Annotated in this window: 15 protein-coding genes; 7 read left to right on the top strand and 8 right to left on the bottom strand. The window is 60.7% G+C overall.

What is annotated here, in order from left to right; genetic code table 11:
* From lepB to pdxJ, 5 genes are all read left to right on the top strand, one after another.
* Nucleotides 1-855: a signal peptidase I gene (gene lepB / locus ACYZUA_RS07890; RefSeq protein ID WP_461962655.1), complete on the top strand. Its 855-nt coding sequence runs from the start codon at nt 1-3 to the stop codon at nt 853-855.
* 184 nt (nt 856-1,039) lie between these two features.
* Nucleotides 1,040-1,729: a ribonuclease III gene (gene rnc, locus ACYZUA_RS07895; RefSeq protein ID WP_033053426.1), complete on the top strand. Its 690-nt coding sequence runs from the start codon at nt 1,040-1,042 to the stop codon at nt 1,727-1,729.
* Complete coding sequence (era, locus tag ACYZUA_RS07900) at nt 1,722-2,624, top strand: GTPase Era (RefSeq protein ID WP_008151577.1); 903 nt, start codon at nt 1,722-1,724, stop codon at nt 2,622-2,624. The genes rnc and era overlap by 8 nt, the downstream gene beginning before the upstream one ends.
* 171 nt (nt 2,625-2,795) lie before the next feature.
* Nucleotides 2,796-3,485, top strand: coding sequence for a DNA repair protein RecO (gene recO, locus ACYZUA_RS07905; protein ID WP_461962656.1), 690 nt, complete (start codon nt 2,796-2,798; stop codon nt 3,483-3,485).
* Nucleotides 3,486-3,695: 210 nt separating this feature from the next.
* Nucleotides 3,696-4,439, top strand: a complete 744-nt coding sequence (pdxJ, locus tag ACYZUA_RS07910) for a pyridoxine 5'-phosphate synthase (protein ID WP_309675039.1) — start codon at nt 3,696-3,698, stop codon at nt 4,437-4,439.
* 128 nt (nt 4,440-4,567) lie between these two features.
* Here pdxJ and mltF read toward each other — a convergent pair whose 3' ends face one another.
* A complete protein-coding gene (gene mltF / locus ACYZUA_RS07915; RefSeq protein ID WP_461962657.1) occupies nt 4,568-6,028 on the bottom strand; it encodes a membrane-bound lytic murein transglycosylase MltF in 1,461 nt (486 codons plus the stop codon).
* A 274-nt stretch (nt 6,029-6,302) separates the two neighbouring features.
* Between mltF and purL the strand changes: the two genes are divergently transcribed.
* Both purL and ACYZUA_RS07925 read left to right on the top strand, forming a co-directional pair.
* Entirely contained in the window at nt 6,303-10,199 is a 3,897-nt protein-coding gene (purL, locus tag ACYZUA_RS07920; RefSeq protein ID WP_461962658.1) for a phosphoribosylformylglycinamidine synthase, read from the top strand.
* A 5-nt stretch (nt 10,200-10,204) separates the two neighbouring features.
* Nucleotides 10,205-10,516 (top strand): NGG1p interacting factor NIF3, encoded by a 312-nt coding sequence (locus tag ACYZUA_RS07925; RefSeq protein ID WP_461962659.1) that lies wholly within the window; start codon nt 10,205-10,207, stop codon nt 10,514-10,516.
* Between the two features lie 166 nt (nt 10,517-10,682).
* Here the strand turns inward: ACYZUA_RS07925 and nagE are convergent, their stop codons facing one another.
* From nagE to ACYZUA_RS07960, 7 genes are all read right to left on the bottom strand, one after another.
* Nucleotides 10,683-12,398: an N-acetylglucosamine-specific PTS transporter subunit IIBC gene (nagE, locus tag ACYZUA_RS07930; protein ID WP_461962660.1), complete on the bottom strand. Its 1,716-nt coding sequence runs from the start codon at nt 12,396-12,398 to the stop codon at nt 10,683-10,685.
* A gap of 32 nt (nt 12,399-12,430) precedes the next feature.
* Nucleotides 12,431-14,947: a phosphoenolpyruvate--protein phosphotransferase gene (gene ptsP, locus ACYZUA_RS07935; RefSeq protein WP_461962661.1), complete on the bottom strand. Its 2,517-nt coding sequence runs from the start codon at nt 14,945-14,947 to the stop codon at nt 12,431-12,433.
* 137 nt (nt 14,948-15,084) lie between these two features.
* Nucleotides 15,085-16,107 (bottom strand): SIS domain-containing protein, encoded by a 1,023-nt coding sequence (locus ACYZUA_RS07940; RefSeq protein ID WP_461962662.1) that lies wholly within the window; start codon nt 16,105-16,107, stop codon nt 15,085-15,087.
* Nucleotides 16,088-17,194 (bottom strand): N-acetylglucosamine-6-phosphate deacetylase, encoded by a 1,107-nt coding sequence (nagA, locus tag ACYZUA_RS07945; RefSeq protein ID WP_461962663.1) that lies wholly within the window; start codon nt 17,192-17,194, stop codon nt 16,088-16,090. The genes ACYZUA_RS07940 and nagA overlap by 20 nt, the downstream gene beginning before the upstream one ends.
* A 50-nt stretch (nt 17,195-17,244) precedes the next feature.
* On the bottom strand, nt 17,245-17,976 hold the full coding sequence (locus ACYZUA_RS07950) for a GntR family transcriptional regulator (RefSeq protein ID WP_008151596.1): 732 nt from the start codon (nt 17,974-17,976) through the stop codon (nt 17,245-17,247).
* Between the two features lie 308 nt (nt 17,977-18,284).
* The gene (locus tag ACYZUA_RS07955; RefSeq protein ID WP_461962664.1) at nt 18,285-18,788 is read right to left on the bottom strand and encodes a L,D-transpeptidase family protein; all 504 of its coding nucleotides are present in this window, start codon (nt 18,786-18,788) and stop codon (nt 18,285-18,287) included.
* A 64-nt stretch (nt 18,789-18,852) separates the two neighbouring features.
* Complete coding sequence (locus tag ACYZUA_RS07960; protein WP_461962665.1) at nt 18,853-19,404, bottom strand: NUDIX hydrolase; 552 nt, start codon at nt 19,402-19,404, stop codon at nt 18,853-18,855.
* Between the last annotated feature and the right edge of the window lie 7 nt (nt 19,405-19,411).

The following is a 19,411-nucleotide window of genomic DNA, read 5'->3' on the forward strand; positions in this document are numbered from 1 at the left end:
ATGTCACTAAATTTCCCGCTGTTGCTGGTCATCGCCGTGTTCGTCTGCGGCCTGTTGGCGTTGCTCGATCTGGTTTTCCTGGCGCCGCGTCGGCGTGCCGCCATTGCCTCCTATCAGGGCAGCGTCAGCCAGCCTGATGGGGTGGTGGTCGAGAAACTGAACAAAGAGCCGCTGCTGGTCGAATACGGCAAGTCGTTCTTCCCGGTGTTGTTCATCGTGCTGGTACTGCGTTCGTTCCTGGTGGAACCGTTCCAGATTCCTTCCGGCTCGATGAAACCGACGCTGGACGTTGGCGACTTCATTCTGGTGAACAAGTTTTCTTACGGGATCCGCTTGCCGGTGATCGACAAGAAAGTCATCGAAGTCGGTGATCCACAGCGCGGCGATGTGATGGTGTTCCGCTACCCGAGTGATCCGAACGTCAACTACATTAAACGTGTGGTGGGCCTGCCGGGTGACCAGATTCGTTACACCGCCGACAAGCGTCTGTTCGTCAACGGTGAGTCGATTGCCGAACAACTGGTCGGCTCCGAGCCGGGCACGTTGGGCAGCGCTGAGCTCTATAAGGAAAAACTCGGCGTCGCCGAGCACCTGATCCGCAAGGAAATGAGCCGTTACCGCGCAACGCCGGACCGTTCGTGGACCGTGCCTGCCGGGCACTATTTCATGATGGGCGACAACCGCGACAACTCGAACGACAGTCGCTACTGGGATGATCCGAGCATTCCCAAGGATCTGCTGGGCATGGTTCCCGACAAGAATATCGTCGGCAAGGCCTTCGCAGTCTGGATGAGCTGGCCGGAACCTAAACTCAGTCACCTGCCGAATTTCTCGCGGGTTGGCCTGATCAAGTAATCACACACGGCGCTGTTGAACACAGCGCCGAATGCATTTCTGGAGTCGGCATAATCGACGACAGAAGCATGAAAACAACGATATTCAGGACGTTATTTTTGAACACAGCGTTAATTGTCCCAAGCCTGCGCCGCATCACGGCGATGGCGGTGGAATCCAACCACGAACTCAGCGTGGGTAAACCGTGAGCGTCTCCTTAAGCCGTCTCGAGCGTCAGCTCGGCTACACCTTCAAGGATCAGGAACTGATGGTCCTGGCCCTGACTCACCGCAGCTTTGCCGGGCGTAACAACGAACGCCTGGAATTCCTCGGTGATGCCATCCTCAACTTCGTTGCTGGCGAGGCGCTGTTTGATCGCTTCCCGCTGGCCCGCGAAGGCCAATTGTCGCGCTTGCGCGCACGCCTGGTGAAAGGCGAGACCCTGGCCGTACTGGCCCGCGGTTTCGATCTGGGCGAATACCTGCGCCTGGGTTCCGGCGAATTGAAAAGCGGCGGGTTCCGTCGCGAGTCGATTCTGGCCGATGCCCTTGAAGCGCTGATCGGTGCGATTTACCTGGATGCCGGCATGGACATGGCGCGCGAGCGTGTGTTGGCCTGGCTGGCCGGGGAGTTCGAAGGCCTGACACTGGTCGACACCAACAAAGATCCTAAAACCCGCCTGCAGGAATTCCTGCAGTCGCGGGGTTGTGAGCTGCCACGTTACGAAGTGGTGGATATCCAGGGTGAGCCGCATTGCCGGACGTTCTTCGTCGAATGTGAAATCACCTTACTGAATGAAAAAAGCCGAGGTCAGGGTGTGAGCCGTCGTATTGCCGAACAGGTAGCGGCCGCTGCAGCACTGATTGCCCTGGGCGTGGAGAATGGCCATGACTGATTCAACTGCAACTCGCTGTGGCTATGTCGCCATCGTCGGCCGTCCCAACGTGGGCAAGTCCACGCTGCTGAACCACATCCTCGGTCAGAAGCTGGCGATCACCTCGCGCAAGCCTCAGACCACTCGCCACAACATGCTCGGTATCAAGACCGAAGGCGCCGTGCAGGCGATCTACGTTGATACCCCCGGCATGCACAAAGGTGGCGAGAAAGCCCTGAACCGCTACATGAACAAGACCGCTTCGGCGGCGTTGAAAGACGTCGACGTGGTGATTTTCGTGGTTGACCGCACCAAGTGGACCGACGAAGACCAGATGGTCCTCGAGCGCGTTCAATACGTGACCGGCCCGCTGATCGTGGCGCTGAACAAGACCGACCGCATCGAAGATAAAGCCGAACTGATGCCGCACCTGACCTGGTTGCAGGAACAGTTGCCGAACGCGCAGATCATGCCGATCTCGGCCCAGCACGGGCATAACCTCGAAACGCTGGAGCGCGTGATTGCCGGTTACCTGCCGGAAAACGATCACTTCTTCCCGGAAGACCAGATCACCGACCGCAGCAGCCGCTTCCTCGCCGCTGAACTGGTACGCGAGAAAATCATGCGCCAGATGGGCGCCGAGCTGCCGTACCAGATCACCGTCGAAATCGAAGAGTTCAAGCAACAGGGCAAAACCCTGCACATCCATGCCTTGATCCTCGTCGAGCGCGACGGCCAGAAGAAAATCATCATTGGCGACAAGGGCGAGCGGATCAAACGCATCGGCACCGAGGCGCGCAAGGATATGGAGTTGCTGTTCGACTCCAAGATCATGCTCAACCTCTGGGTGAAAGTGAAAGGCGGCTGGTCCGATGACGAGCGCGCCTTGCGTTCGCTGGGTTACGGCGACCTGTAACACTTAGTCCTGGATGCAAAAATTCCATTGTGGGAGCGAGCCTGCTCGCGATAGCGGTCTGTCAGTCAACATCCTTGTTGAATATCAGGCCTCATCGCGAGCAGGCCCGCTCCCACAGTGGTTTGGGGTTGTCAGTAAAACTGCGCTTACTCATTGAGAACTGCAATTTCCATGTCCCCAACCCAACCCATCGGCCAACCCGCCTTCGTGCTTCACAGTCGCGCCTACCGCGAAAACAGTGCGCTGGTGGATTTCCTCACGCCGCAAGGTCGGCTGCGGGCAGTGTTGCGCAGTGCTCGGGGCAAGGCCGGAACGCTGGCACGGCCATTCGTACCGCTAGAAGTCGAGTTCCGTGGGCGTGGTGAATTGAAGAACGTCGGTCGCATGGAAAGCGCCGGTGTTTCAACCTGGCTCAACGGTGAAGCGCTGTTCAGTGGTCTCTACCTCAATGAGCTGTTGATTCGGCTGTTGCCGTCCGAAGATCCCCATCCCGCGGTCTTCGATCACTACGCCGCGACCTTGCTCGCACTTGCCGAAGGTCGTCCGCTGGAGCCTTTGTTGCGTTCCTTCGAGTGGCGGCTGCTCGATGATCTCGGTTACGGCTTCGCCCTGACCACCGACATCCATGGCGATCCCATCGCGCCGGACGGTCTCTACCGTCTGCAAGTGGATGCGGGGCTCGAACGGGTCTACCTGCTGCAACCCGGTCTGTTCAACGGCACCGAACTGTTGGCCATGGCCGATGCAGACTGGTCTGCCCCTGGCGCGCTATCGGCAGCCAAGCGCTTGATGCGCCAGGCATTGGCCGTTCATCTGGGCGGTCGTCCCTTGGTGAGTCGCGAGTTGTTTCGCAAGCCATAGGGTCTGTTGATGCTTGGCAGCGGCCGCGCCGGGCGCCCACTTGGCGCAGGGTTGCGTTGCTCGGAACTTATTTGGAACAACCAAACTACATTCCTCGCGCCTTCCCCTGCACCAAGTGGTCATCCCGTCACGGCCATCACCAAGCGTCAACAGACCCTATCTCCCCGTGTATGCTGTGCGCCGAACTTTCCCATTTTCAGGAGCGCTTCCGTGACCACCAGCAATCGCATTCTTCTTGGCGTGAACATCGACCACGTTGCCACCCTGCGTCAGGCCCGGGGCACGCGCTATCCGGATCCGGTCAAGGCAGCACTGGACGCGGAAGAGGCGGGCGCTGACGGCATCACCGTGCACCTGCGCGAAGACCGTCGGCACATTCAGGAGCGCGACGTGTTGCTGCTCAAGGATGTGCTGCAAACCCGCATGAACTTCGAAATGGGCGTCACTGAAGAGATGATGGCGTTCGCCGAGCGCATTCGTCCGGCGCACATTTGCCTGGTACCGGAAACCCGTCAGGAACTGACGACCGAAGGTGGTCTGGACGTGGCGGGGCAGGAAGCGCGGATCAAGGCGGCGGTGGATCGCCTGGCGAAAATCGGCTGTGAAGTGTCGCTGTTCATTGATGCTGACGAGCGGCAGATCGAAGCGTCCCGTCGTGTCGGCGCGCCCGCCATCGAACTGCATACCGGTCGTTATGCCGATGCCGAGACGCCGACTGATGTGGCTGAAGAGCTCCAGCGTGTGGCGGATGGCGTGGCGTTTGGTCTGGCTCAAGGCTTGATCGTCAATGCCGGTCACGGCCTGCACTATCACAACGTTGAAGCAGTGGCCGCGATCAAGGGCATCAACGAGCTGAACATCGGCCATGCACTGGTGGCTCATGCGCTGTTCGTCGGGTTCAAGTCAGCGGTGTCTGAAATGAAGGCGCTGATTCTGGCAGCCGCAAAAGCCTAAAGCCAAACACAAAGCCAATGTGGGAGCGAGCCTGCTCGCGATAGCGTCTTAACAATCAACGAAGGTGTTGACTGTAAGACCGCTATCGCGAGCAGACTCGCTCCCACAATTGATTCAGGTGGTCCCGACTAAAGCTGAGGGGTTTCCTGATTCGGCTTGGTCTTGTCGACCCCCGGCACATGCAGGTTGCCCTCGGCGACCTGATTGCCTTCAAGCTGTGGCTGCGTCACCCACGTCAGGATGTCGTAGTAGCGGCGGATGTTCGCCACGAAGTGAACGGGTTCGCCGCCACGGGCATAGCCGTAACGGGTTTTGCTGTACCACTTCTTCTCTGACAAACGCGGCAGGATCTTCTTCACGTCCAGCCACTTGTCCGGGTTCAGACCTTCCTTCACCGCCAGTTTGCGCGCGTCATCCAGGTGACCGCTGCCAACGTTGTAGGCCGCCAGTGCAAACCATGTGCGATCCGGTTCCTGGATCGACTCATCCAGCTGTTCCTTCACGTAAGCCAGGTACTTGGCGCCGCCCATGATGCTTTGTTTGGGGTCCAGTCGGTTGGACACACCCATGGCCTGCGCGGTGTTCTGGGTCAGCATCATCAGGCCGCGCACGCCGGTCTTCGACGTGACGGCCGCTTGCCATAGCGATTCCTGATAGCCGACAGCGGCCAGCAGGCGCCAATCGACTTTCTCTTTCTTGGCGTACGCCTTGAAGTGCTGTTCGTATTTGGGCAGACGTTGCTGCAAGTGTTGGGCGAAGGTGGTGGCGCCCATGTAACCCAGTACATCGACGTGCCCGTAATAGCGGTCTTTCAGGCGTTGCAGGGTGCCGTTTTTCTTCACCTTGTCGAGGTAGTCGTTGATCTCGTTGAGCAAGCTGTTGTCGTCGCCGGCGGCCACCGCCCAGCTCTGGTTGCTGGCGTCACCAAGGTCGAAGGCTACCCGCACTTTGGGGAAGTACACCTGGTTCATCGCGACTTCGTTTGAATCGACCAGGGTCAGATCAATCTGATCTTCATCGACCATCCGCAGCAAGTCGACGACTTCAACGGCGTCGGACTCTTCGTATTCAATGCCGGGATATTTCTTTTTCAGCTCCGCCAATTGCTCGGCGTGGGTGCTGCCCTTGAGCACCATGATCTTCTTGCCCACCAGATCCTTCGCGTCGGTCGGCCGCGATTGGCCGTTGCGATAGATGACCTGCGGGGTGACTTCGAGATAGGAGTGGGAAAACCGCACCTGCTTTTTGCGTACTTCGCTGCTGACCAGGCCGGCAGCAGCGATCACCGGGCCGTTGGGCTTGCCCACCTGATTGAACAGGTCGTCGAGGTTGTCGGCGGTTTCGATTTTGAGTTCCACCCCCAGATCGTCGGCGAAGCGCTTCACCAGCTCGTATTCGAAGCCGGTTTCACCGTTGCGATCCTGAAAGTAGGTGGCGGGGCTGTTACGGGTAACCACCCGCAGCACGCCATCCTCCTTTACGCGCTCCAGCGTGTTGGGTTTATCAACACAGCCACTGAGCACCAGGAAGAGTCCGGTTGCGATCAGCCATTTGGCGAACCGCGGACGCAAAGCCGTTGGGGAAAACATCTGCGCAGTATACGCAAAGGACCACGAGCGCCATATCTCGACAGCGAAGGGCTTGTCTGCTAGGCAACTGAAAACCGCCCCGGAGCCCGCAGGAATGGGCCCGAGCAGCATTTTGTGGCAGAAAAAATAACGCTCGGCGCGTGCCTGTTTGAGGTCCGAACACCCGGCCCGACGCCCGGGTGCAGCCGCCCGTACCGTTTCGGGTGATGTCGCGGCCTGTTTAGGCTAGAATGCACGGCCTCAAAGCACACCCCTTCCCGAGGCTGTCCCGAAGATGTTGATCCTGCGCGGCGCTCCTGCCCTTTCTGCCTTTCGCCACAGCAAACTCCTTGAGCAACTGAGCCAGAAGGTCCCGGCTGTCAGCGGCTTGTATGCTGAATTCGCTCACTTCGCCGAAGTTACCGGCGTCCTGACCGGCGACGAACAGCAGGTGCTCGCGCGCCTTCTGAAGTACGGCCCAAGTGTTCCGGTAAAAGAGCCGACCGGTCGTCTGTTCCTGGTGTTGCCGCGGTTCGGCACCATCTCGCCATGGTCCAGTAAAGCCAGCGACATCGCTCGCAACTGCGGCCTGACGAAAATCCAGCGTCTTGAACGCGGCATCGCCTTCTACGTCGCCGGCCAGTTCAGCGACGCTGAAGCGCAACTGATCTCCGATGCGCTGCATGACCGCATGACCCAGATCGTCCTCGGCAACCTTGAACAAGCCGCCGGCCTGTTCAGCCATGCCGAGCCGAAACCGCTCACCGCGATCGACGTGTTGGGTGGCGGCCGCGCCGCGCTGGAAAAAGCCAACACCGAGCTGGGCCTGGCCCTGGCCGAAGACGAAATCGACTATCTGGTCAACGCCTTCGTCGGTCTGAAGCGCAACCCGCACGACATCGAGTTGATGATGTTCGCCCAGGCGAACTCCGAGCACTGCCGTCACAAGATCTTCAACGCCAGTTGGGACATCGACGGTCAGAGCCAGGAAAAAAGCCTGTTCGGCATGATCAAGAACACCTACGTGATGCACAGCGAAGGCGTGCTGTCGGCTTATAAGGACAACGCTTCGGTAATCGTCGGCAACGTCGCCGGTCGTTTCTTCCCGGACCCTGAAACCCGCCAGTACGGCGCGGTGCAGGAACCGGTGCACATCCTGATGAAAGTCGAAACGCACAACCACCCGACCGCGATTGCCCCGTTCCCGGGCGCGTCCACCGGTAGCGGCGGCGAGATTCGCGACGAAGGCGCAACCGGTCGCGGTGCCAAGCCAAAGGCTGGCCTGACCGGTTTCACCGTGTCCAACCTGCAAATCCCGGGCTTCGAACAGCCATGGGAAGTGCCGTACGGCAAACCTGAGCGCATCGTTACGGCGCTGGACATCATGATCGAAGGCCCACTGGGTGGCGCCGCGTTCAACAACGAATTCGGTCGTCCGGCCCTGACCGGTTATTTCCGTACTTTCGAACAGTCGATCACCACTCCGCGTGGCGACGAAGTTCGCGGTTACCACAAGCCGATCATGCTGGCCGGCGGTATGGGTAACATCCGTGCCGAACACGTGCAGAAAGGCGAGATCACCGTTGGCTCCAAGCTGATCGTGCTCGGCGGCCCGGCGATGTTGATCGGTCTGGGCGGCGGCGCCGCTTCCTCGATGGCCACCGGCACCAGCTCGGCAGACCTGGACTTCGCTTCCGTACAGCGCGAAAACCCTGAGATGGAACGTCGCTGTCAGGAAGTCATCGACCGTTGCTGGCAGTTGGGTGAACACAACCCGATCAGCTTCATCCACGACGTCGGCGCGGGCGGTCTGTCCAACGCCTTCCCGGAATTGGTCAACGATGGCAACCGTGGCGGTCGCTTCGAACTGCGCAACATTCCAAACGACGAGCCGGGCATGGCCCCGCACGAAATCTGGAGTAACGAATCCCAGGAACGCTACGTTCTGGCGGTCGGCCCGGCTGACTTCGAACGCTTCCAGGCGATCTGCGAGCGCGAGCGTTGCCCGTTTGCCGTGGTCGGCGAAGCCACTGCCGAGCCGCAACTGACGGTCACCGACAGTCACTTCGGCAACAGCCCGGTGGACATGCCACTGGAAGTGCTGCTGGGCAAAGCCCCGCGCATGCACCGTTCGGCCGTTCGTGAAAACGAAATGGGCGACGATTTCGATCCGTCGACCCTGGAGATCGCAGACTGCGTCGAACGCGTCCTGCATCACCCGGCTGTGGCGAGCAAAAGCTTCCTGATCACCATCGGCGACCGCACCATCACCGGCCTCGTGGCCCGTGATCAGATGGTCGGCCCGTGGCAGGTTCCGGTAGCCGACGTTGCCGTCACCGCCACCAGCTTCGACGTTTACACCGGTGAAGCCATGGCCATGGGCGAGCGCACTCCGCTGGCACTGCTGGACGCTCCGGCGTCGGGCCGCATGGCCATCGGCGAAACCCTGACCAACATCGCGGCTTCTCGCATCAACAAGATCTCCGACATCAAACTGTCGGCCAACTGGATGTCCGCTGCCGGTCACCCGGGCGAAGACGCGCGTCTGTACGACACCGTGAAAGCGGTCGGTATGGAACTGTGTCCAGAGCTGGGCATTACCATTCCGGTGGGCAAGGACTCCATGTCCATGGCCACGCGCTGGAACGACGAAGGCGTCGACAAGACCGTGACCTCGCCGATGTCCCTGATCGTGACCGGTTTCGCGCCTGTGGCTGACATCCGTCAGACCCTGACGCCGGAACTGCGCATGGACAAGGGCACCACTGACCTGATCCTGATCGATCTGGGCCGTGGCCAGAACCGCATGGGCGCCTCGATCCTGGCCCAGGTTCACGGCAAGCTCGGCTCGCAAGCGCCGGATGTCGACGACGCTGAAGACCTGAAAGCCTTCTTCGCCGTGATCCAGGGCCTCAACGCCGACGGTCACCTGCTGGCTTACCACGACCGTTCCGACGGTGGTCTGTTGACCAGCACCGTGGAAATGGCTTTCGCCGGCCATTGCGGTCTGAGCCTGAACCTCGACGGTCTGGCAGAAACTTCTGCTGACATCGCTGCAATCCTGTTCAACGAAGAACTGGGCGCCGTGATCCAGGTTCGCCAGGACGCTACTCCAGACATCCTCGCGCAGTTCAGCGCTGCCGGTTTGGGTGACTGCGTTTCGGTGGTCGGTCAGCCGATGAACAATGGCCAGATCAGCATCACCTTCAACGGCGAAACCGTGTTCGAAGGCCAGCGTCGTCTGCTGCAACGTCAGTGGGCTGAAACCAGCTACCAGATCCAGCGTCTGCGTGATAACGCCGACTGCGCCGAGCAAGAATTCGACGTGCTGCTGGAAGAAGACAATCCGGGCTTGAGCGTCAAGCTCAGCTACGACGTCAACCAGGACGTCGCCGCGCCTTACATCAAGAAAGGCATCCGCCCACAGGTTGCCGTACTGCGTGAGCAGGGCGTCAACGGTCAGGTGGAAATGGCGGCCGCGTTCGACCGCGCCGGTTTCAACGCGATCGACGTGCACATGAGCGACATTCTGGCCGGCCGTGTCGACCTGAACGAGTTCAAAGGTCTGGTGGCCTGCGGCGGTTTCTCCTACGGCGACGTACTGGGTGCCGGCGAAGGCTGGGCCAAGTCCGCGCTGTTCAACAGCCGTGCTCGCGATGCGTTCCAGGGCTTCTTCGAACGTACCGACAGCTTCACCCTCGGCGTGTGCAACGGTTGCCAGATGATGTCCAACCTGCACGAGCTGATCCCGGGCAGCGAGTTCTGGCCGCACTTTGTGCGCAACCGTTCCGAGCAGTTCGAAGCCCGTGTAGCGATGGTTCAGGTTCAGGAATCGAACTCGATCTTCCTGCAAGGCATGGCCGGTTCGCGTATGCCGATCGCCATTGCTCACGGTGAAGGTCATGCCGAGTTCGCCAGCGAAGAAGCGTTGCTGGAAGCTGATCTGTCGGGTTGTGTGGCGATGCGTTTTGTCGACAACCACGGCAAGGTCACCGAAAACTACCCGGCCAACCCGAACGGCTCGCCGCGCGGGATCACCGGTTTGACCAGCCGCGACGGTCGCGTAACGATCATGATGCCGCACCCGGAACGTGTGTTCCGCGCGGTGCAGAACTCGTGGCGTTCGGAAGACTGGAACGAAGACGCACCTTGGATGCGTATGTTCCGTAATGCGCGCGTCTGGGTTAACTAAGCGCCGTGTACAAGCTTTCCTTTTTTGTTCCAGCCAGTCATGTGGAACAGGTCAAGAGTGCCGTATTCGCCGCCGGTGGCGGACGGATCGGCGCTTATGACCATTGCGCCTGGCAAGTGCTCGGCCTTGGCCAGTTTCGCCCGTTGGATGGCAGTCAGCCGTTCATTGGGGAAGCGGGGCAGGTCGAGCAGGTTGAGGAATGGAAGGTTGAGCTTGTCGTGGCGGATGAGTTGATTCGCGCTGTGGTGGTGGCTCTGAAGCAGAGTCATCCCTATGAGACGCCGGCTTATGAGGTGTGGCGGTTGGAAGATTTCTGATCTGCCTGCCGCTGAAATGAGAAACCCGCTGATGAAGATCAGCGGGTTTTTTATGGCCCGGGAGGGCCCCTTCGCGAGCAGGCTCGCTTCCACAATGGTTTGGTGTACACAGTTCCAATGTGGGAGCGAGCCTGCTCGCGAAGGCGGCCTGTCGGGCACCAACAATCTAAACCTTGGCACTCACCTCACTGCGATTCACCAGCGCGTCCAGTGCATCACTCAAACTCGATGCCTTGTCGCCAACCAACAGATGCCAAACCCCACCGTCCAGCTGGCTGACACCCTGACATCCCAGGGCCTTCAGATCACATTCCGACAACGCCTTGCCATCCGCCAGTTGCAACCGGATCCGGGTCATGGCGATGCAATCCATCTGCAACACGTTCTCGCCGCCACCCAAAGCGTTCAGCCATTGCTGTGCTTCTGAATTCGCCACCGCCGCAGGTTTCGGCGCATCGATAACCGCAGGAGGGGAGGAAACAAGTGCGCGCCCCAACGCAGGCATCGCCAAGCGAATCTCATCGGCAATGCTGTCCGCCATCGGCCCGACCACCACCTGCAAACTCCCGCCTTTACCCGGACGCACAACCGCCATCGCACCCAGTGCTTTCAACTCCGCATCGTTTGCCTTGTTGCGATCCACCATGTCCAGCCGCAACCGAGTGGTGCACGCACCCACGGTGATCAAATTCTGCGCACCGCCCAGCGCCTTGATGTAAGCGCCGGCCCGTTCATTCTCGGCGATGACTACTTTGTCGCCATTCAGAGCATCTTCACGCCCCGGCGTCTTCAAGTTGAACCGACGGATGCAGAAATCAAACACCACGTAGTAGATCACCGCATACGCCAGGCCGACCGGCACCATCAGCCAGCCGTTGGTGGATTTTCCCCAGCCGAGGATCATGTCGATCAAACCACCGGAAAACGTAAAGCCGAGATGGATATTCAGCAGGTTGGTGATCGCCATCGACAGCCCGGTCAGCAACGCATGCACTAGATAAAGCAGCGGCGCGAGGAACATGAAGGCGAACTCGATCGGCTCGGTTACACCTGTCAAAAATGAAGTCAACGCCATCGACAGGAAGATCCCGCCCATGACTTTGCGCCGTTCCGGCAGAGCGTTGCGGTACATCGCCAGGCAAGCGGCGGGCAGGCCGAAGATCATCATCGGGAACATGCCGGTCATGAACTGGCCACCCTTTGGGTCTCCGGCGAAGTAGCGCGACAGGTCGCCAGTTACCAAGGCGCCGGTGGTCGGGTCAGTGAAGTTGCCGAAGACGAACCACGCCATGTTGTTGAGGATGTGGTGCAGCCCGGTGACGATCAGCAGGCGGTTGAAAACGCCAAAGACGAACGCGCCGAAGCTGCCGCTTTCCATCATCAACGTGCCGAAGCTGTTGATCCCGTGTTGGATCGGCGGCCAGATCAAGCCGAAGATCACGCCCAGGCCGACGGCGGCAAACCCGGTGACAATCGGCACGAAGCGCCGGCCGCCAAAGAACGCCAGGTACTCCGGCAGTTTGATGTCCTTGAAACGGTTGTACAGCGCGCCGGCCATCAAGCCGCTGACGATCCCGGCGAGCATGCCCATGTTGATGCTCGCGTCGAGCACCTTGAGCGTGGAGATCATCACCAGGTAGCCAATGACTCCGGCGAGGCCTGCGGTGCCGTTGTTGTCCTTGGCGAAACCGACCGCGATGCCGATGGCGAAGATCATCGCCAGGTTGGCGAAGATGACCTGGCCGGCGTCGTGGATGATCGCGATGTTCAGCAGGTCGGTGTCGCCCAGGCGCAGCAGCAGGCCGGCGATCGGCAGGATCGCGATCGGCAGCATCAGTGCGCGGCCGAGGCGCTGCAAGCCTTCGATAAAGTAGTGGTACATGGCGGATCTCCCTGGATTCTTTTTGTAGTTGTTCAGCTCAGAGGCCATTGCTGGTGACAGGCGTGACGCACCGCGCTGGCGCTGCTCAACTTGAGCAAGTCCTGGCTGAGGCGTCGGCATTCGGCGGCGTCCAGGTGGCGGACGCGGTCCTTGATTTCACCGATCTGCACCGGGCTGACCGACAACTCGCTGACGCCCAGGCCAATCAAAACCGGCGTCGCCAGCGGATCGGAGGCGAGCGCGCCGCAGACCCCGACCCAACGGTTATGCACCGCAGCACCGACGCAGGTCTGAGCGATCAACCTCAGCAGCGCCGGGTGCATGGCGTCGACCCGCGAAGCGAGGCCAGCGTGGTCGCGGTCCATGGCCAGGGTGTATTGCGACAAGTCATTGGTGCCGATGGACAGGAAGTCCGCATGCTCTGCAAGCTGCTCGGCCAGCAGCGCGGCGGCGGGGACTTCGATCATCACGCCCAGCTCCGGGCGCTCAAGCACACCGAGTTCAGTGCACAACGCGTCAAGACGCTGGCGGATGTGCAGCAACTCATCGACCTCGGTGACCATCGGCAACAGGATCCGACAGCGCGACAATGGGCTGACATGCAGCAGCGCGCGTAATTGCTGATCGAGGATTTCCGGACGGACCTGAGCGAGGCGAATACCGCGCAGGCCGAGCACCGGATTGGCCTCAGCCGGCAGCGGCAAGTAGTCGAGTTGTTTGTCGCCGCCAACGTCGATGGTGCGGATGATCACTGACTTGTCGCCCATGGCGTCGAGCACGGCTTGATAAGCAGCGCGCTGTTCCTCTTCGTCCGGCGCGGTGTTGCGGTCGACGAAGAGAAACTCGGTACGCAGCAAGCCGACGCCGTCGGCGCCATTGGCCAACGCCTCGGCTGCTTCAGCGCTGGAGGCCACATTGGCGGCGACCTCAATCTGTAAACCGTCGAGCGTCAGCGCCGGAGTGTGTGCCTGAGCCTGTTGCTTGGCGCGGCGCTGTTGATGATCGAGTTGCGCCTGATGCACTTCGGCCAAACGTTCTGCATTTGGCATCAGTTCGAGGCGACCGCCATCGGCATCCAGCACGACCGCTTGGCCTTGCTGCTGATCCAACAGCGTAGAACCCAGCGCAACCATGCACGGCAAGCCTTTGCCGCGAGCGAGAATGGCGACGTGAGACGTTGCGCCGCCCTCGGCCATGCACAACCCGGCGACACCTTGCTGACTGAGTTGCAGCAGATCGGACGGCGTCAATTCATGCGCGGCGACGATCGCGCCGGCCGGCACGTCGTAGTGCCAGGTTTCGCCGAGCAGGGCGCGCAGCACGCGTTGTTTGAGGTCGCGCAGATCGTTGGCGCGTTCGGCCAACAACGGGCTGCCGAGTTGCTGGAGCACCTCGCACTGCACCTCGATCGATTGGCTCCAGGCGTGGGTCGCGGCCATGCCCTGGTCGATGGAAGTGTTCGCAGCGTTCAGCAACGCCGGGTCTTCGAGCAGCGCGAGGTGCGCGGCGAAGATCGCTTCTTCGTCGGTGTTTTTATGTTTCCTGGCTTGTGCCAGCGTGTGGTCGATTTCACTGCGTACGACGGTCAGCGCGGTGTCGAGGGTTTGCAGTTGTTGCTCGGGATCATGGTTGCCGGCGTCCACCGGCAGGCTGATTGCGTTCAAGCGGAACAACGGCCCGCCAACCAAACCTGGAGCGGCGCAGACGCCGTGCAGCACGCCTGCTTCGGCAGCTCGAGTGCGTCGGGCAATCGATGTCGGCGCGGCGGCGTGGCTGTCTTCGGCCAGCGCTGTGGATAACGCGATCAGCAACGCTTGCAACGCCGCTTCGGCGTCCGGGCCCTGGCAGCTGACCTGAACCTCGTCCTGTTCGCCAACGGCCAAACCCATCAGCCCGATCAAGCTGTCGCAGGTCGCCGATTTGCCAGCGAAATGCAGCTGCGATTTGCTCTTGAAGCCTTGCGCGGTCTGACGAATCAGCGCTGCCGGACGAGCATGCAGCCCGCCGCGATGGGCGATGCGAATGTGGCCGACAATTTCTTCCCCGGACAGCTCCGCTTCAGCCTGCGCTCCAGCTGCGTGGCGACGAATGATGTGCAGCAATGGCTCGCCAACTTTCACCGACTTCAGCGTGATCGGCCGCGCCTGAAAGTCCTGGCTGTTGGTCAGGATCATCAGGCTGACCAGGCTTTTGCACTGCTGCGCGACCTTGTCCAGGTCATAGCGCAACAACGGTTGGCCGTTGCTGACCCGCGCCCCTTCCTTGACCAGCATCGAGAAGCCTTCGCCCTGCAGCTCGACGGTGTCGAGGCCCAGATGCAGGAGCAATTCGGCGCCATTGTCGGCACGCAAGGTGACGGCGTGGCCGGTGCGCGCGACGTGTACCACGATGCCGGCGCACGGGGCGTGGAGGGTGTCGTTCAGCGGGTCGATGGCGATCCCGTCGCCCATGGCGCCGCTGGCGAACACCGGGTCCGGGACTTTGGCGAGCGTGAGCACCGGGCCGCTGAGCGGGGCGCTGAGGGTCAGCTCTTTATTATTGTTGTGCATGGCTCGGTCTCATCAGTAAAAAACTACGGTTCGGATCACCTCACCCCGTGTAGGAGCCGAGCTTGCTCGCGATGACGTCGGTACATCCGATGCATCATCTGCGATCGAATCGCCGCCATCGCGAGCAAGCTCAGCTCCTACAAGGTGCGCGTCACTTTGCTCAAGTGCCGCGGCTGGTCCGGGTCCATGCCTCGGGCGACAGCCAGGCCTGCGGCCATGACGTAGAAGCTCTGGATCGCCAGAATCGGGTCGAGGGCCGGGTGCTCGGCGCGGGTCAGGGTGAGGTCGCGTTCGGCAATGTCATCCGGCGCGGCCAGCAATACGCGGGCACCGCGCTGGCGCATGTCGGCGGCAAGGCTCAGCAAACCGGCCTGCTCGGCACCGCGTGGGGCGAAGATCAGCAGTGGATAATTCTCGTCGATCAACGCCATCGGGCCGTGACGGACCTCGGCGCTGCTGAAGGCTTCGGCCTGGATCGCCGAGGTTTCCTTGAATTTCAACGCAGCTTCCTGGGCGATGGCGAAACCCGCGCCACGGCCAATCACCATCAGGCGCTGGCAATCACGCAAGGCATCGATGGCCAGGCTCCAGTCCTGTTTTGCCGCCTCGCGCAAACCGTCCGGCAGCGCGAGGCCGGCCTCCAGTAATTCCACGTCCTCTTTCCAATGGGCGATCAGACGGGCGCTGGCGCTGAGGGTGGCGATAAAACTCTTGGTCGCGGCGACGCTGTTTTCGGTGCCGGCACACAGCGGCAGGCTGAACTCACACGCGGCTTCCAGCGGCGAACTCTCGGCGTTGACCATCGAGATGCTCAAGGCGCCGCGCTTGCGCAGCAGACGCATGCTGTTCACCAGATCAGGACTTTGCCCGGACTGCGAAAAGGCGAACGCCACTTGGCCGCTGACCTTCAACGGCGCTTGCAGCATGGTCACCACCGACATCGGCAGCGACGCCACCGGGAAGCCCAACTGCTGCATGGTCAGGTAGGCAAAATAACTGGCGGCATGATCGGAGCTGCCGCGAGCGACGGTCATCGCCACTTGCGGCGGCTGACGGCGCAGGCGCCCGGCGATCTCGATCATCTGCGGGTCGAGTTGCTGCAATTGGGTTTGCACGGCCTCGAATGAGGACAGCGCCTCTTCAAGCATTTTTGAAGTCAATGTCTTCTCCTTCGACCATGACGGCGGTCAGTGTGAGTGAGCGATCGAGCCGCACGCAGTCGGCCCAGCTGCCGGGTTGCAGGCGCCCGCGTTCGTTGAGGCCGAGGTAGTCGGCGGGGAATTGCGAAAGGCGTTGCGAGGCCTCGGCGATCGGCAAACCGATCTTCACCAGATTGCGCAGGGCCTGATCCATGGTCAGCGTGCTGCCGGCCAGCGTGCCGTCGGGTAAGCGCACACCGCCCAGGCATTTGGTCACCGTGTGGCTGCCGAGCTTGTATTCACCGTCGGGCATGCCGGCGGCGGCGGTGGAGTCGGTGACGCAATACAGGCAAGGGATCGAGCGCAGGGCCACATGGATGGCGCCGGGGTGTACATGCAGCAAATCAGGAATCAGCTCCGCGTATTTGGCGTGAGCGAGCGCCGCGCCGACGATGCCCGGCTCGCGGTGATGCAGCGGGCTCATGGCGTTGTAGAGGTGGGTGAAACTGCTGGCGCCGGCGTTCAGCGCGGCAACGCCTTCCTCGTAACTGCCGAGGGTGTGGCCGATTTGCATGCGCACGCCCCGAGCGCTGAGGTCACGGATCAACGCATCGTGGCCGGCGATTTCCGGGGCGATGGTGATCACCCGGATCGGTGCCAGTGCCAGGTATTCTTCGACTTCGGCCATCAACGCGGTGTGGGCGAAATTCGGTTGGGCGCCGAGTTTGCCGGGGTTGATGTACGGGCCTTCGAGGTGCACGCCGAGGACTCGGGCGCTGCCTTTCGGGCGCTGTTCGCAATATTCGCCGACGGCTTTGAGCACGCTGGAAATTTCTTCCGGCGGCGCGGTCATGGTGGTTGCCAGCAGCGACGTGGTGCCGAAACGCACGTGGGTTTTGGTGATGGTCTCGAAGGCTGGCGCACCTTCCATGATGTCTTTGCCGCCGCCGCCGTGAACGTGCAGGTCGATGAAGCCTGGCAGCAGGTAAGGCAGGTCGTTGTCGGCGGGATCGCACGGTAGGCCTTCGATCGACACGACCTTACCGTGTTCGTGAGTCAGTCGGCCGCGAACCCAGCCGCGGGCGGTGAGGATGTTGTCTTCGGACATGATCGGTTCTCGGTTCTTTGGCGGTGAAGCGGGTTTATCGACGAAGCTTTTTATCTACGAAGCTCTGCAACAAAGTCGTAGTAGTCGTTGCGGCAGTAGGTGTCGGTGACTTCGATTGGTGTGTTGTCTTCCAGGTAACCGACCCGGGTCATCAGCAGCATGGCGGTGCCGGGGGCGATGCCCACCAGGGCGGCGAATTCGTCCGAGGCGTTGATCGCCTGAATGTGCTGCAGGGCGCGGACGATCGGCTTGCCGATGCCGTCGAGGTATTCGTACAGGGAGTCGCCCACGGCTTGTGGCTTGGGAATGATCGAGGCGGGCAGGGTGCTCATCTCGATCGCCATCACCGTGTCGTCTGCTTTACGCAGGCGTTTGAGCCGCGCGACCTTGTCGTTCGGCGAGAGGCCCAGGCGGATCAGTTCTTCGTGGGTCGGCGGCGTGATTTCACGCTCCAGCCATTGCGAGCCGGGGACGAAGCCCTTCAACCGCAGCATCTCGCTGAAACCGGAGAGACGCGACAGCGGTTGTTCCAGGCGCGGGGTGATAAAGGTGCCGGAACCCTGGTTGCGGCGGATCAGACCTTGCTCGAACAGAACTTCCAGCGCCTTGCGGGCGGTGACGCGGGAGATGCCCAGCATTTCGCTGAGGTTGCGCTCCGACGGCATCGCCTGTTCGGCTTTCCATTGGCCGGCATGGATCGCCGCTTCCAGATTGCGCGCCAGTTGCAGGTACAACGGCGTGGGCTGGGTGTCGTCAGGGCGTAGGGCCTGGAGGTCATTCATGTAGGTTCGGTCCGATGCGGATATAGGATTGATGTCGCCCGGTAGTGGGACGAAACCTAATACCACTTAAATACCATGTCAATGCCAGTACTTTGCTCTGGGCGCGAGAAGGCCTGCCCAATTGGGTAGGCTGAAGGGTTGTAGGTTTTAACTGGTATTAGAGGTGGGGGTTTCAACAGCAAAGATCGCAGCCTTCGGCAGCTCATACGGGTGAAATTGGTATCTACCCGGTAGGAGCTGTCGAAGGCTGCGATCTTTTGATTTTATTTTTCGAGGAGCGACCAGCGGTAGCTAATTTGCGGGGGGGGTTACGGGCGGATTTCGATCATCGTGCCGTCCGGCACCAAACCCCAAACCTCGCGCATGTCCATGTTGCGCATGGCGATGCAGCCGTCGGTCCAGTCCAGTGTGTGGAACAGGTCTTCGGGGTTTTCTTCGGTATCCGGGGTGCCGTGGATCATGATCATGCTGCCGGGTTCGACGCCTTCTCGCCGGGAGCGCGCGGAGTCACTGATGTTCGGGTAGGAGATGTGCATCGCCAGATTGAATTTATCGCTGACCTTGCGCCAGTCCAGCCAATAGAAACCTTCAGGCGTGCGTTTGTCGCCTTCCATCAGCTTCGGCCCCTTGGGGCGTTTGCCCAAGGAAATGCGATAGGTCTTGATTGGCTTGCCATCATTGATCAATTGCAATTGGTGGGCGGACTTGAGCACCAGAACTTTTTCGATGACTTTGCCGTCCAGCGTTTCCGCAACGGAAGCCTGGGAGATAGCGACGAACGCCAAGCAAAACAGGGCAAGCAACCAGCGCATTGAAACGATATCCCTAAAAGGTGTCGCGACTATTAAGTTATAGGTGATTTTAGAGCCAGGAGCTTTATGTGTTGGCAGGCTGAGCAAGCGGCGGGATCGATTCGGACCGTACGGGGAAGACCTCGGTCCGCCGGTCAGCGAAGAAGCATTCTAAGGTACGGCCCACCGTGCGGAAAGCCAGGTCGGACCAAGGGATGTCGGCTTCTTCGAAAAGCGCTACTTCCAGGCTCTCGGGACCGGCGCAAAAGTCCAGGTCCACCAGCTCGGCGCGGAAGAACACATGCACCTGGCTGATGTGCGGTACGTCGATCAACGTATAGATGGTCAGGTTACGCACCCGCGCGCAGGCTTCTTCGGCCGTCTCGCGAATGGCCGCCTGCTCGATGGTTTCACCGTTTTCCATGAAACCGGCGGGCAGGGTCCAATAACCGAGCCGAGGCTCGATGGCGCGTCGGCACAACAAGACCTTGGAGCCCCAGGTCGCGACGCAACCGGCGACGATATTGGGGTTCTGGTAGTGAATCGCCTGACAGCTGTCACAGACAAAACGCAGGCGCGAATCGCCCTCTGGAATGCGCTGGGTCACCGGGTTGCCGCACTGACTGCAAAATTTCATGCTTGGG

The sequence above is a fragment of the Pseudomonas sp. LS2P72 genome (assembly GCF_054897865.1).

Bases quoted from the DNA above. Each gene is read 5' to 3' on its own strand.
- ptsP (WP_461962661.1), bottom strand. From the start codon at position 14,947: ATGCACAACAATAATAAAGAGCTGACCCTCAGCGCCCCGCTCAGCGGC.
- era (WP_008151577.1), top strand. From the start codon at position 1,722: ATGACTGATTCAACTGCAACTCGCTGTGGCTATGTCGCCATCGTCGGC.
- ACYZUA_RS07950 (WP_008151596.1), bottom strand. From the start codon at position 17,976: ATGAATGACCTCCAGGCCCTACGCCCTGACGACACCCAGCCCACGCCG.
- ACYZUA_RS07955 (WP_461962664.1), bottom strand. From the start codon at position 18,788: ATGCGCTGGTTGCTTGCCCTGTTTTGCTTGGCGTTCGTCGCTATCTCC.
- purL (WP_461962658.1), top strand. From the start codon at position 6,303: ATGTTGATCCTGCGCGGCGCTCCTGCCCTTTCTGCCTTTCGCCACAGC.
- mltF (WP_461962657.1), bottom strand. From the start codon at position 6,028: ATGTTTTCCCCAACGGCTTTGCGTCCGCGGTTCGCCAAATGGCTGATC.
- recO (WP_461962656.1), top strand. From the start codon at position 2,796: ATGTCCCCAACCCAACCCATCGGCCAACCCGCCTTCGTGCTTCACAGT.
- lepB (WP_461962655.1), top strand. From the start codon at position 1: ATGTCACTAAATTTCCCGCTGTTGCTGGTCATCGCCGTGTTCGTCTGC.
- ACYZUA_RS07960 (WP_461962665.1), bottom strand. From the start codon at position 19,404: ATGAAATTTTGCAGTCAGTGCGGCAACCCGGTGACCCAGCGCATTCCA.
- nagE (WP_461962660.1), bottom strand. From the start codon at position 12,398: ATGTACCACTACTTTATCGAAGGCTTGCAGCGCCTCGGCCGCGCACTG.
- nagA (WP_461962663.1), bottom strand. From the start codon at position 17,194: ATGTCCGAAGACAACATCCTCACCGCCCGCGGCTGGGTTCGCGGCCGA.